10 protein-coding genes are annotated in these 12,916 nt (G+C 73.3%); 3 read left to right on the forward strand and 7 right to left on the reverse strand.

Translation table 11 applies throughout. The features are described 5' to 3' along the window. Positions 1-28: 28 nt before the first annotated feature. The 4 genes from ACH4RG_RS19960 to ACH4RG_RS19975 all read right to left on the reverse strand — a co-directional run bounded on the left by ACH4RG_RS19960 (position 29) and on the right by ACH4RG_RS19975 (position 4,109). Complete coding sequence (locus ACH4RG_RS19960; RefSeq protein WP_398539909.1) at positions 29-1,411, reverse strand: diaminopimelate decarboxylase; 1,383 nt, start codon at positions 1,409-1,411, stop codon at positions 29-31. Between the two features lie 91 nt (positions 1,412-1,502). After that, positions 1,503-2,300: a family 1 encapsulin nanocompartment shell protein gene (locus ACH4RG_RS19965; RefSeq protein WP_397917702.1), complete on the reverse strand. Its 798-nt coding sequence runs from the start codon at positions 2,298-2,300 to the stop codon at positions 1,503-1,505. Beyond that, positions 2,300-3,373, reverse strand: coding sequence for a Dyp-type peroxidase (locus ACH4RG_RS19970; RefSeq protein ID WP_397917703.1), 1,074 nt, complete (start codon positions 3,371-3,373; stop codon positions 2,300-2,302). The genes ACH4RG_RS19965 and ACH4RG_RS19970 overlap by 1 nt, the downstream gene beginning before the upstream one ends. A 205-nt stretch (positions 3,374-3,578) precedes the next feature. Continuing rightward, a complete protein-coding gene (locus tag ACH4RG_RS19975) occupies positions 3,579-4,109 on the reverse strand; it encodes a DUF5709 domain-containing protein (protein WP_397917704.1) in 531 nt (176 codons plus the stop codon). A 707-nt stretch (positions 4,110-4,816) separates the two neighbouring features. Here ACH4RG_RS19975 and ACH4RG_RS19980 point away from each other — a divergent pair. Both ACH4RG_RS19980 and ACH4RG_RS19985 read left to right on the forward strand, forming a co-directional pair. Next, complete coding sequence (locus tag ACH4RG_RS19980; protein ID WP_397917705.1) at positions 4,817-6,292, forward strand: UDP-N-acetylmuramoyl-L-alanyl-D-glutamate--2,6-diaminopimelate ligase; 1,476 nt, start codon at positions 4,817-4,819, stop codon at positions 6,290-6,292. 222 nt (positions 6,293-6,514) lie between these two features. Then, positions 6,515-8,071, forward strand: coding sequence for a carboxylesterase/lipase family protein (locus ACH4RG_RS19985; RefSeq protein ID WP_398539910.1), 1,557 nt, complete (start codon positions 6,515-6,517; stop codon positions 8,069-8,071). Between the two features lie 158 nt (positions 8,072-8,229). Here ACH4RG_RS19985 and ACH4RG_RS19990 read toward each other — a convergent pair whose 3' ends face one another. The 3 genes from ACH4RG_RS19990 to ACH4RG_RS20000 form a co-directional block, all read right to left on the reverse strand. Further along, entirely contained in the window at positions 8,230-9,048 is an 819-nt protein-coding gene (locus ACH4RG_RS19990; RefSeq protein ID WP_398540029.1) for an ABC transporter ATP-binding protein, read from the reverse strand. 349 nt (positions 9,049-9,397) lie between these two features. Next, a complete protein-coding gene (locus ACH4RG_RS19995) occupies positions 9,398-9,973 on the reverse strand; it encodes a GNAT family N-acetyltransferase (protein ID WP_398539911.1) in 576 nt (191 codons plus the stop codon). Positions 9,974-10,061: 88 nt separating this feature from the next. Then, positions 10,062-11,117 carry an SCO7460 family lipoprotein gene (locus ACH4RG_RS20000; RefSeq protein ID WP_398539912.1) on the reverse strand — a complete coding sequence of 352 codons (1,056 nt, stop codon included), beginning with the start codon at positions 11,115-11,117 and terminating at the stop codon, positions 10,062-10,064. A 256-nt stretch (positions 11,118-11,373) separates the two neighbouring features. Here ACH4RG_RS20000 and ACH4RG_RS20005 point away from each other — a divergent pair, with 256 nt between their 5' ends. Beyond that, positions 11,374-12,516 carry a S1 family peptidase gene (locus tag ACH4RG_RS20005; protein ID WP_397927227.1) on the forward strand — a complete coding sequence of 381 codons (1,143 nt, stop codon included), beginning with the start codon at positions 11,374-11,376 and terminating at the stop codon, positions 12,514-12,516. The last annotated feature ends 400 nt before the right edge of the window (positions 12,517-12,916 follow it).

The raw sequence follows: 12,916 nt of genomic DNA on the forward strand, positions 1-12,916 counted from the left end.
GCCCCGCCCGTTCCATCGCCCCGCCCGTTCAGGCGCCCCGTTCGATCAGCGCGTCCGCGTGCGCGAGACCGCTCTCCGCCGCGATGTCGTCCAACGACTGCGCGTCCCGCACCGTCACGAAGGTCACCTGCCCGTGGTGGCCCGAACCGTCCGTCAGCCCCGCCGCCGCACGGAAGCCGTACACCGCGGGACGGGGCAGGCTGTTGTACGCCCACGGGGTGGAGAAGTAGTACGCCCCCGTGTCATACAGCACGACGACATCGTCCTCGGCCAGCTCCGGCAGCTCCCGGCCGTACGCCACCATGTCCCCCGCGAAGCAGCACGGCCCCGCGATGTCCTGCGCCAGCGGCGGGCCGCTCCTGGGCGTGCCGTCCGGGCCGAACGCCCTGATCCGCAACGGCCAGGCGTCGGGCATGAGGACGGTACGGGTGGCGGTCTGCGCTCCCGCGTGGGTGAGCGCGATCCGGCGGCCCCCGGCGTCCTTCGTGTACTCCACGCGGGCCCCGATGAACCCGTTCTTGGCCAGCAGCGACCGGCCGAACTCCGTGACCAGGGAGTAGCGGCCGGAGAAGATGCCGGGGGCGGCGGCCGTCAGGGCCGCCACGTAGTCCGCGTAGGTGGGGTGCACGGTCTCGTCGGTGAAGTTGACCGGAAGGCCGCCGCCGATGTCCAGACTGGTGACCTGCCGGACGCCCAGCGTCGCGTTGATCTCCTCGGCCAGCTCGTACGTCCGTGCGACCCCGTCCGCGATCAGCTCCAACGGGCAGCCCTGGGAGCCCACATGGGCGTGCAGCCGGGTCAGCCACGGTCGCTCCCGGAAGGCCTTCACGATCGCCTCGCGGGCCCCTGGGTCCCGCAGCGCGACCCCGAACTTCGAGGTGTCCGTCGCCGTGCTCATCGGCCCGATCGAGCCACCGCCCACCTGAGGGTTGACCCGCAGTCCGAGGACGGAGCCGGTGCCCGGGGTGCGGAGGGCGTCGATGCGGCGCAGTTCGTCGAGGCTGTCGGCGTTCACGGCGACGCCGAGGGCGAGCGCCAGTCGGATCTCCTCGCGGGTCTTGGCGGGGGAGTCCAGGACGACACGGGACGCGGCGAACCCGGCCTCCACGGCCAGCCGCAGTTCACCGGGGCTCGCCACCTCGCACCCCATGCCGCAGTCGGCGAGCAGCCGCAGCACCGGGACGAGGGAACAGGCCTTCGCCGCGAAGGTGTGCAGAACCTCGGGCGTGGCGGCGAAGGCGTCGTGCAGGTCGCCGACGGAGGCGCGCACGCCCTCCGTGTCGATGAATCCGGCGACCGGGCTGCCCTCGCCCAGCAGCCCCTGCCCGACGGCCGCCCGGACGGCGGCGTCGAAGCGGGCGGCCGGCGGTGCCGTGCCGCCCTCGTGGTGCGCGGAAGTCGTCTGCGTCATACGGCCAGAGTCTCTGATGGCTGCCCCCGGGTCTTCGGCGGAACGGGGGCGCTCGGTCGCCCGGACACGCGCCGGTGAGCGCCCCCGGAGATCAGGCGATCAGGCCGACCACGGCCTCCGGTGTCAGCATCCGGAAGGTGAAGGCCTGCTGGAAGTAGAGGTGGACGCTGGTGGAGTCGTGGTCCGCGTAGCCGATCGACAGGTCCTGACCGAGGCAGAGCTCGAAGTCCCCGCCCCGGGTGGACAGGAGCACCCCGCCCTTGACCGCGGGCGCCCACAGGATCTCGTCGTCCACCAGGCGGCTCAGGTGTGTCTTGACCGGATAGCCGTGGTCCGAGGTCTCGGCGGCCTCGGTGAACGCGTCCGCACCGAGCAGCAACCGGTACGGTCCGTCCACACCGGCCAGCCGCAGCCGCGTCACGGCCTGGCTGACCGCCACCGGATAGTCCCGCGCGTCGGCGGGCAGGGGGAGGGGATCGTGTGAGGAGCCGTCCCGCAGGCCGGTGATCCCGGCCGCCCCGTACCCGTCGATGATCGCCATGTCCTCGGCGAACGCGCAGGTGCGCGCCGCGTCCTTGACGGGCTGCCAGTCGCTGTCGGCGGAGCCGCGCTCCACGTCGTCCACGGCCCGGCGGGTCACCGTGAACGGCACCCGCCACTCGATGACCGGCATCGATGTCCGGGCCCGGGCCGCCACGTCCGGGGTGGGCGGATCGATGTCGTTCAGATGGCCGTCGCCGACCGCGGCCAGTGTCGGACCCGCCGGATCGGACACGTCGACGACACGGCGGCCGGCGACATGGCGGCGGAAGGTGCGCCGGGCCTCCTCCTCGATCTCGTCCCAGGCGGACGGGGTGACCGGCGCGAGTTCGCGATGCAGATTGTTCATCACTGGGCGCTTTCTTGCAGGCTGCCGATGCGCAGCGAACCGTGGTCCGACCCGGCCGCGAGAGACTCCTGCCGGACCGGCGCGGGCACCGGTTCCGGCCGGTCCCCGGCGCGGGTCAGGACGGGCGGGGGCGGCGGAGCGTCGAGGAAGTCGGCGCGGGGGGCGAAGAACAGGGAACCGGTGACCGCCGTGGAGAAGTCGAGGATGCGGTCGTGCGTCCCGGGCGGATCGCCGAGGAACATGTTGCGGAGCATCCGCTCGGTCACGTCGGGATCGGCGGCGTACCCGACGAAGTACGTACCGAACTCGCCCTTCCCGAAGCTTCCGAACGGCATGTTCGCGCGCAGGATGTCCCGTTCGGTGCCGTCCGGGTCGGTGATCGTGTTGAGCGCGACGTGGGAGTCGGCGGGTTTCTCGTCGTCGGGGAACTCCACGTCGTCCGACTTGGTGCGGCCGATGACGCGTTCCTGCTCCTCCACGGAGAGCGCGTTCCAGGACGTCAGGTCGTGCAGGTACTTCTGTACGACGACGTAGCTGCCGCCCTCGAACTCCGGGTCGTCCTCCGCCCCGACGAGCGCCGCCGAGCGGGCGTCGTCGCCCACCGGGTTCTCCGTACCGTCCACGAAGCCGAGCAGGTCCCGGTGGTCCAGGTAGCGGAAGCCGTGCGTCTCGTCCACGATCCGCAGTGCTCCGCCGAGCTTGTCGAGCAGTTGGGCCGCCCACGCGTAGCAGACGTCCATCCGCTCGGCCCGGATGTGCAGCAGTACGTCGCCGGGGGTCGCCGGGGCATGGTGGAGAGGGCCTCGCAGCTCCGGGAAAGGGTGGAGGTGGGCCGGGCGAGGCCCGGCGAACAGCCGGTCCCAGGCGCTGGAGCCGAAGCCCGCGACACAGGCGAGACCGGCGTCCGGGTAGCGGAAACCGAGCGACCGGGCGGCGGCCGGGAGATCCGGCAGCACGTCCAGCACCGCGCTCTCGCCGCCCGGCTCGATCGTGCCGACCAGGAACAGCGCCGCGCTGGTCAACGGCGCCACCACGGGCTGGACGGAGACGGGACCGGGGACGGCGTCGGGCATGCGGGCACTCCACTACGACGGTGTACGGACGGCGGTGGATCGCCGGTGGTGAACGATCGGCGGCCGCGGACCAGGGGGAACAGGCCTCGTAGCCACTGACCCACGTTCCGTCCCCGACCGCACGCCGGGAGCGCCCGGCCGGGGGGAGCACGCCCGGGCGCGGGCCGGGGGAAGGCGCTCGTCGGCCCCGGGGCCATGCGTGGGATCATGCCGGCGAGGCGGCCCCGCCACCGGTGGCGGGGCCGCCTCCGGGCACCGGACCGGCCTCCAGGAGCGCCTCGTCGTCCCCCGGCTCGGGGATCACATGCATCGCGGCCTCCTCGGCCGACGCCGCAGCCCCGTCGACGCCCACGTCGCTGGCGGTGAGGGTGGCCGGGACGCTACCGTCCGCCTGCTGGGTCAGCCGTCCGGCGCGGGCGACGCCGACCTCGTCGTCCCACGGCTCGCCGTCGCCGTCCACCAGATCGCCCACGCCGTCGCCTGCGGAACCGTCCGGCTCGGGCACTTCCCTGGTCAGCCGCGCTTCGAGCGACTCGCCGGTGCGCCGCTCGTTGGCCGTGGTGCCGAGGCCCTCGACGACCCAGGGGCGGTCCGGCGGAGCGTAGCCCTCGTCCAGCGGGTCGCCGGTGCCGGACGGATCCATGAGCGTGTCCCCGGCGTCGAGCTGTTCGTCGGGGTCGGAAGCCTCGGGTTCCTGGGGCTGGTAGACGTCGTCCCCCCAGTCGGTGTCGCTCATGGCGCGTCCTTCCCTCCGGGAGTACCGAGTACCACTGTCCCCTGTACGCAATTCCACTCCGGTCCCGCTCCGGCCGCAAAGGGAAGATCGGATCCCGGTGCCGGGTACGTGCCACGCGGACCGGTCTTCACGCAGGTCGCGGGCCGTTCGCCGCGCGTGCGGGGGGCTGGCCGCACTCGGGGCCGTCCCCGGCCGTCCCCGGCCGACGGGACGCCCGGCGGCGGACCGGGGCCCTTCCCACCGCACGTACACTCGGCCCATGGGACCCAGCGCCGAACCGAGGACACGCCCGCACCGGGCCGTCTCCGCGCTGCCCCAGGCCGCCATTTGCGCGGCTGTGCCCCCCGCGCCCCCGGACGCGGCGCCCGGAGCGGGTCGTACCGCACTGCACGGCCACGGCTAGCGGTCCACGCGGCGGTTCCCGACAGCGGCATCCGGCATCCCCGGCCCCCGGCGTAACCGGCCCGACCCGCCGCCTCCTCGCCCACCCCAGCGCACCACCTCACCAGCACCGCAGCGCACCTGCACACCACCGCACCACCACTCCGGCCCGCCGAGCGCCGGAGACCACCGTCGCCTCCGGCGCTCGCCGGACGCGAAAGTCACGAGCGGCTCCACAGCACCACGCGGCCCACGGCGCATCCGCCCGTGCCGCTTCCCGGCGACGGCCGCACCAGCCGGACGGCGCCGCACTCGAAGGGATCATCGTGAAGCTGAGCGACCTCATGGCCGGGCAGGACCACCAGGTGCTGCGGGGAACCCCTGCCCGCACGGACGTCACCGCCGGAGCGACGTTCGACGCGGACCGGGTCACCCCCGGCTCCGTCTACGCCGCGGTGCCCGGCCACACCGCCGGCGGCCCGGAAGCCGTCGCCCCGGCGGTCGCCCGCGGCGCTGTCGCCGTACTCGTCGACGAACAGGCGCCGCCGCTGCCCGCGGCACTGGGCGACGTGTGCGCCGTACGCGTCCCCGATGTGCGCAGGGCCGCGGCGGTCCTCGCCTCGCGCTACTTCGGCGAACCGGGCCGGGCGATGGACCTGATCGCCATCACCGGCACCAACGGCAAGACCTCCGTCTCGTACATGACCGAGTCGGTGCTGCGGATCGCCGAGGGGACCCGGGTCGGGGTGATCGGCACCGCGGGCAGCCGCATCGGCGACGAGCCCATCCCGATGCCCCCCTCCGTGCTCACCACCCCGGAATCGCCCGATCTGCAGTACCTGCTGGGGCACATGCGTGACCGCGCCACCGGCAGCGTCGTCCTGGAGGCCACCTCGATGGGGCTGCTGACGCACCGGCTGGACCGTACGTTCATCGACGTCGGCGTCTTCACGAACCTGACCCAGGACCACCTCGACGACCACGGCACCATGGAGAACTACCGGGACGCCAAGCTCCGCCTCTTCCAGGGACTGTGCCGGCGCGCCGTGGTCAACGCCGACGACCCGGTGGGCGCCGGGATCCGGGAGCTGATGCCTGACGCCGTGACCACGTACGCGCTGGACGGCGACGCGGACTACCGCGCGAGCGATCTCACCGTGGACGCCTCGGGCACCCGGTTCACGCTGCACCACGGCGGCCGCAAGTACCCGGCGGCGATCCCCTCGCCCGGCCGGTTCTCGGTCTCCAACGCGCTGGCCACGGTGGCGGCCTGCCACCTCCTCGGCCACGGTCTGGCCGGGCTGGTCGACGCGCTGGAGCGGATGCCGCAGATCCCCGGCCGCTTCGAACGCCTCCACACCCCCGGCGGCACCTCGGTGATCGTGGACTACGCCCACTCGCCGGACTCCCTCAGCAAGGTCCTCACCACGATCCGGGGCTTCGCCCGGGGCCGGATCATCACCGTCTTCGGCTGCGGCGGCGACCGCGACACCACCAAGCGCGCCGAGATGGGCGCCATCGCGGGCGACCACTCCGACCTGTGCGTCCTCACCTCCGACAATCCCCGCCACGAGGACCCCGAGGCCATCCTCGACGAGATCGCCCCCGGCATCGCGTCGACCGGAACGCCGTTCGAGCGGATCACCGACCGCCGCCTGGCCATCGCCGCGGCGCTCGCGGAGGCGGGGCCGGCCGACATCGTGCTCATCGCGGGCAAGGGCAGCGAGCCCCACCAGAGCGTCCGGGGCGAACTGCTGCCGTTCAGCGACATGGCCACCGTGCGCGAACTGATCGCCGGATAGGCGGATACGCGGATACGCGGATACGCGGACAGACGCACACGCGGGCGGAGTCGCGGTCGGGCCGACGCCCACGCGGGCAGAGGCGCACGCGAGCAGGCGGGCGGGAGGCCGGGACCGGGAGACCGGGCCAAGATCAATCCGGTGGTGGTGGCGCCGGAGGTCCGGCATGCTGGCCCGGCCGCGCCGAGCGCCGGCCGAGGCAGCGACGGGGGAGTGGGAGCAGTGGACGTCTTCACGACGAAGTCCGGGAGGGTGCGGGGGCGCCGCGCCGCCCGGGACCACGCCATCGTCGCCGTACTCGGACTTCCTTACGCGGCACCGCCGTTCGGCGCCCGCCGGTTCCGGGAGCCGCAGCCGGCGCAACCCTGGGACGGCGTGCGGGAGTGCACAGCCTTCGGGCCGGTGGCCCCCCAGTCGGCCGAACTTCCGGGCGCGCCGGGCTGGTCGCCCGGTGACGAGGACATCCTCACGCTCAACATCTGGACGCCCGCCGACGGGCCGGGCGACCTGCCCGTGCTGGTCTGGATCCACGGCGGCGCGTACGTCTTCGGGTCCTCGGCCCAGCCCGACTTCGACGGCACCGCGCTGGCCGGCCGGGGGCTCGTCGTCGTCACCCTCAACAGCCGCCTCGGCTTCGAGGGGTTCGGCCAGGTGCCGGAACCTCCGGATGTCGTCAGCGGCACGCCCGGGCCCGACGCCGGCAGCGCCGCCACGGCCTTCCCCGGCAACCGGGGCCTCCTCGACCAGATCGCCGCCCTGGAATGGGTCCGGGACAACATCTCCGCGTTCGGCGGCTCGCCCGACCGGGTCACCCTGGCCGGACAGTCGTCGGGCGCCACCTCCGTGGCCTGTCTGACGGTGGCCGACCGCGCCCGCGGCCTCTTCCGCCGCGCCGTCCTGCACAGCGCCGTCAACGCCTTCGCCACGGTGGAGCAGGCGGCCCGCACCACCGCCGAGGTCGCTGCGGCGGCCGGTGTGCCCGCCACGAGCGCCGGGCTGCTCGCCGCCCCGCCCGAGGCGCTCGTGGCCGCGACGGACCGGGTCTGCGAGCGGTACGCACACGACCCCGGCTCCGGGCGGCGCCACTACGACCCGGCGATCTTCGGCCCGGTCGCCGACGGCGTCCTCCTGACCGCCGACCCGCTGGAGGCACTGGCGGCCGGAGCGGGCGGCGCGGTGGAGCTGCTGGTCTGCCACACCACGGAGGAGTACTGGCTCCTGGACGCGGTCGGCAGCAGCGCGAAGGTCACATCGGAGGAGCGACTGGCCGTCTTCACGGCCGACTTCGGGCTTCCGGCGTCGCTCGTCGAGGGGCACCGGAAGCTCCTGCCGGACGCGCCGGTCCTCGATGTCTACCTGACCCTCTGCTCCGGCCTCCTGTTCGCCGAGTACAGCACCCGCCTCGCCGAGGCCCACGCCCTGGCGGGTGGCCGGGCCTTCCTCGCCCGCTTCGACCGCCGCCGGGACCGTGCGGGGCGGCGGGTGCGCGCCTGGCACTGCGCGGACATTCCGTTCGCCTTCGGCAACCTCCACGAGGAGAGCGTCCACTTCCTCGTCGGCGGCCCGCCCGGCCCGGCCGACGAGGAACTCTCCCGGCGCATGACCCGTGCCTGGGCCGGGTTCGCCGCCCGGGGCGACCCGGGCTGGGCACCCCTCGACGGGCCCGCCATGAGCGGGGCGACGGTCCGGGTCTGGCGCACCGCGGCGGAAGGACCCGGGGTGGAGCACGGGTTCCACGCCCTGTGGCGTACGGCCGGACTGCCGTTGCTGGAGCCCTGAGGCCCCTGCCCACAGCGACCCGGCCCCTCCGCCCTCAACCAGCCGGGCAGCCTGACGCCCGGGCCCGCGTGCGACTGCCGTCCGGGCAGTGGGCGTGCCTCGCCGACGCGAACCCGGGGCCGGACTTCCCGCTCGCCCGGGGGCGGGACGGGCCCCGTCTACCCGAGGCCGCCCGAGCGGGCCAGCCAGCGGCCCGCGTGCCGTGACACCTCGATGGGGCGGCCGAAGCAGGCGGTCATGAGCTCCTGTGTGAGGACGTCCTCGACCGCCCCCGCGGCGAGGACGCGCCCCTCACGCAGGAGCAGGGCGTGACCGATCGCCGGGGAGAGCTCCTCCACGTGGTGCGTGACCGTCACCGTCGACAACTCAGGCCGGTTCACGGCCAGATGACGCATGGTGTCGACGAGGTCCTCGCGCGAGGGCAGATCGAGTGCGTTGAACGGCTCGTCGAGCAGCAACAGGGCCGGATCCGCCATGAGAGCGCGGGCGATGAGGATCCGGGCGCGCTGGCCGCCCGAGCAGACGCCGTAGGGGCGGTCGGCGAGCTCCCTGACGTGGAGTTCGGTGAGTAGCCCGTGGGCACGCTCGCGCACCTCGTCGTCGTACGACTTCCACAGCGGCTGGACGGTGCCGGAGTGGCCGGTGAGGACGATGGTGTGGCCGGTGAGGTCCCCCGGGACGCGCTGGGAGGTGGAGACATGGCCGATGCGGGTGCGTAGCTCCCGCACGTCGACGCGGCCGAGCCGGTGGCCGAGGACGTCGACCGTGCCGGTGGTGGGGAAGGCGGTGGTGCCGACGAGCCGCAGGACGCTGGTCTTGCCCGCCCCGTTGGGGCCGAGCAGCGCCCAGTGCTCGCCCGCCCGGACGGTCCAGCCGACGCTGTCGAGGATGACCCGGCCGGTGGTGTGGCGGCGCATGCTCACGCCGTCGAGGGCGACGACGATGCGCCCGTGACTGTTGCCGCTGTTCCCGTCCATGCCGTCGTCCGGCCCCTTCGCGTCGATGAGTACCGCGTCTGCCGCACGGAGGGTAGCTGTATTCGGCATTTACCCGCGTGGGTGACTGCATCGCGGACACGGACGGGTCCTGGCCGCGCCTCCCCGTGCTCCGTCGCGGCGGACCTCAGCGTTGGGCCGGGGCGAGCCGCCGCCGGCCTCCGGGCCAGTACCGCCGGGAGTACGTACAGCATCGACGCCCCGTGCGTCACGCGCGCACCGATGCTGGGGGCGTCTCCCTGTAGGGGCCGACGGCCGCGTCGCCCGGATCTGGGTGGTCCGCAACCCGGAGAAGCCGCGGCCGTGGGTGCCGCGGGGGTGACGAACGCCGCTACCCGCGCAGGTCGAGCCGCATCAGGACGCGGGGACGGCCGGCCAGTACCGAGGTGGTGTCGGCGGCGTGGGTGAACCCGGCGCGCTCGACGTTCTTCCGGATGCCGGGGTACGCCATCGTCGGATCGACCTTGGCGTCACCGCTGTCGAGCGGGTACGCCTCGACCGCCGGCGCACCGTGGGCGCGGGCGAACCCGACCGCACCGGCGATCAGTTCGTGCGAGATCCCCTTGCCGCGGTGACCGGGGCGAACCCGGACGCACCACAGGGACCAGACCGGCAGGTCGTCGACGTGCGGGATCTTTCGGCTGCGGGCGAAGGAGGTGTCCGAGCGCGGCGCCACGGCGGCCCACTCCACCGGCTCGTCCCCGTCGTGGGCGAGCACCCCCGGCGGAGGCTCCGCACGGCCCAGCCCGGCGGCGTACTCACCCCGCGCCGGACCGCGGAGCTCGGTGTCGAGCTTGGCCGGAATCCGGTAGCTCAGGCACCAACAGGCTTTGGCTGTCGGTGACTTGGGTCCGACCAGGGTGCGAACATCCTGGAACACCGAGGCCGGGCGAGCGGTGATGGTCATGGCGCCACGATCCCACGACACACCGGGCCACGCCCGCGGGCCCTCGCGTGCCGGCAGCGAACAGCCGGGGCCCTGGGGCGCCCCGTCCTCAGTAGGGCGGCAGCCGCAGCATCCCGGTGCCCTCGCGTACGTCGTGCACGAGGCGGATCTTCCCCACCGGAGTGCCGTGCTCGTCCGTGGTCACCAGGGCCGCGTCGTCGCTGTTGACGCACTGCCCGCGCGCGTCCGGCTCGGGGCAGAACAGGACGTAGCCGGTCTGCCGGTCGACGCGGCCCGGCTCCAGCCGCCAGATCCACTGGTAGGTGCTCATGACCACCTCGGGGTAGGTGACGCGCAGTCGCTCCTTCACCGCGTTCTGCACGGTTTCGCCGAACTTCTGACGTTCCCGGAACGGGCGGACGACCCGGGCGCTGCCGGTCGTGTCCACCCGGCCCGCCACGATCTCGTAACTCGCCGAGACATAGGCCTGCTTGGTGAGCGACGCCAGGAGGCCCTGCCGGGTCAGCCGCATGATGGTGGGCCACGACTCCTCGCTCCGGTCGCGCCGGTCGGCGACGGACGGGGAGACCACGTTCACGTACGACCCCTGAGCCCTCGCCGTCGTACTGTCGGCTCCGCTCGCCGTGACCCAGCGCTGGACGCACTCCCCGATCTCGCCGAGCACCTTCGCGACGGTGGCGTTCGTCAGCTCGGCCACGACGTAGGGCGGTGTGCCGGTCGGCCCCAGGGCCACGACCTCGTATCCGCAAGCGTCGAAAGCGCCCCTGAGCGTGCGGAAGTCCTCGGCCTGCTGACGCCCGCGCTTCACGGCTTCGGTCAGGGCGCCCGCGCAGTCCTTGCGGTCGCACGTGCCCTCGTCCGCCCTGTCCGTGTCGATGCGGAGCCGGACCACGGCGTCGCGGTCGTCGGCCACCGCGAACGTGACCTCCGAGCCGCCGGAGCCCGGGAAGAGCGTGCGTGCTCCGATCGCCTCGAGCTGTCCCGGGAAGTTCTTCTCGGCCAGTTCCTCCGCCGCCCGGCGGTCGTCATCGGTGTCGACCACTCCGCACGCGCCCACCAGTACGACCAGCGAAGCCGCCAGCGTGCCGGACAGCGCGGCTCTCCACCGTCTGCGGCGTGATCCGGTCATGATCAGTTCCTCCATCTGGCCCGCTCCCCTGTTCCTGTGACAGTAGGACGAGTGCTTGCGGGCCGGATGAGTACGCCTACTCAACCCGGTGTCCGGAGTCCTCGCACACCTCCGCCCCACCGTCTTCATTGGCATGGACCTGACTATCAAACTCCGCTACAGTCCGGGACGGCACATCTGAGAGCGCTCTCAATCGGTACCCCCGGCATGCGCTCCCGGACGCCCCGCGTTCCCTCCCCACGTCGCTGGAACAACAGGAAGGGTCACTCCCTTGAGACACGCAACCGTGCTGCGGACCGGTCTGTCCGCACTCCTGCTCCTCGGTGCCTGGGCCGCCGGCCCCTCGTCCGCCTCCGCCGCCCCCACCGACTCCGCGGAGGCCCCCGCTTCAGCGGCCCTGCTCACCGCGATGCAGCGCGACTTCGGCCTCACCGAGAGCGAGGCCGTCGCGAGGCTCGCCGACGAGAAGGCGGCCACCGCCCTCGAACCGAAGGCTCAACGCGCCGCGGGCTCCGCCTTCGGCGGCTCCTGGTTCGACGCGAGGACCGGCAAGCTGGTCGTCGCCGTCACGAACGCCGAGAAGGCCGAGGCCGTACGGGCCGCCGGCGCCGACGCCCGGCTCGTCGAGCACTCGGCGAAGCGGCTGGAAGCGGCGAAGGTCCGCATCGACGCCCTGTCCGCCCCGTCCGGCGTGAGCAGTTGGCACGTAGACCCGGCTACCAGCAGCGTCGTCGTGAACGTCGTCGCGTCCGAGCGGCGTGACAACGATGTCCGTTCCTTCGTCGCCAAGGCCCGCGCGGCGGGACCCGTGACCGTGGCGACGACCGCCGAAGCGCCGCGGACCTTCGCCGCGGGAACGGTCGGAGGCGACCCGTACTACACGGGCAACGTCCGCTGCTCGATCGGCTTCTCCGTACACGGCGGCTTCGTCACCGCCGGGCACTGCGGCGGCGCCGGCCAGTCCGTGCGCGGCTGGGACGGCTCGGCCATCGGCAACTTCCAGGGTTCGTCCTTCCCCGGCAACGACTACGCCTGGGTGAACGTGGCCAACGGGTGGTGGACCGTGCCGGTCGTCCTCGGCTGGGGAACCGTCTCCGACCAACTCGTCCGCGGCTCGAACGAGGCGCCGGTCGGCGCGTCCATCTGCCGCTCCGGCTCGACCACGCGCTGGCACTGCGGCCGGGTCCTCGCCAAGAACGAGACGGTCAACTACAGCCAGGGCGCCGTGCACCAGATGACCAAGACGAGCGTCTGCGCCGAGGGAGGCGACTCCGGCGGCTCGTTCATCAGCGGCGACCAGGCCCAGGGCGTCACCTCCGGCGGCTGGGGCAACTGCTCCGGCGGCGGGGAGACCTGGCACCAGCCGGTCAACGAGATCCTCAACCGGTACGGGCTGACCCTGCACACCGCGTGATCCGGGGGATCCGTTCCGCCGTCCTCCCCGGTGGGGCGTCTCCCGCCGACGGGTGAGGTCGCCGGGCGGCGAGCGGTCCGGGCCGCCAGGATCCCGTCGGCTCAGCGAATGCACTGTGAGCGGCCCCGCCGGCGTGCGGGGCCGCTTCCGTGCGCGGTCCTGGGAGAGCGTTCTCCCAGGACCCAACAGCCTCTGCCCAGCGCATCGTTCACCGGCTATTGACACCCTCGCGAAACCGGCGCAACACTGACACCTCTCGGAGAGCGCTCTCCCGGACCTCCGTTGGTCCGTCGGCCTCGTGACGTGCGGGGCGGAGTCTCCTCCCGGCTGCACCGTCCAGCTCACCCTTTCCCCCCACCGTGCACCCGATGTGCAGGGATGAAGAGCGGCATGGAGGTCC

It is taken from the genome of Streptomyces sp. NPDC021019, from assembly GCF_044333295.1.
Classification (GTDB): Bacteria; Actinomycetota; Actinomycetes; order Streptomycetales; family Streptomycetaceae; genus Streptomyces.

Bases quoted from the DNA above. Each gene is read 5' to 3' on its own strand.
- ACH4RG_RS19995 (WP_398539911.1), bottom strand. From the start codon at position 9,973: ATGACCATCACCGCTCGCCCGGCCTCGGTGTTCCAGGATGTTCGCACC.
- ACH4RG_RS20000 (WP_398539912.1), bottom strand. From the start codon at position 11,117: ATGGAGGAACTGATCATGACCGGATCACGCCGCAGACGGTGGAGAGCC.
- ACH4RG_RS19965 (WP_397917702.1), bottom strand. From the start codon at position 2,300: ATGAACAATCTGCATCGCGAACTCGCGCCGGTCACCCCGTCCGCCTGG.
- ACH4RG_RS19970 (WP_397917703.1), bottom strand. From the start codon at position 3,373: ATGCCCGACGCCGTCCCCGGTCCCGTCTCCGTCCAGCCCGTGGTGGCG.
- ACH4RG_RS19960 (WP_398539909.1), bottom strand. From the start codon at position 1,411: ATGACGCAGACGACTTCCGCGCACCACGAGGGCGGCACGGCACCGCCG.
- ACH4RG_RS19990 (WP_398540029.1), bottom strand. From the start codon at position 9,048: ATGGACGGGAACAGCGGCAACAGTCACGGGCGCATCGTCGTCGCCCTC.
- ACH4RG_RS19975 (WP_397917704.1), bottom strand. From the start codon at position 4,109: ATGAGCGACACCGACTGGGGGGACGACGTCTACCAGCCCCAGGAACCC.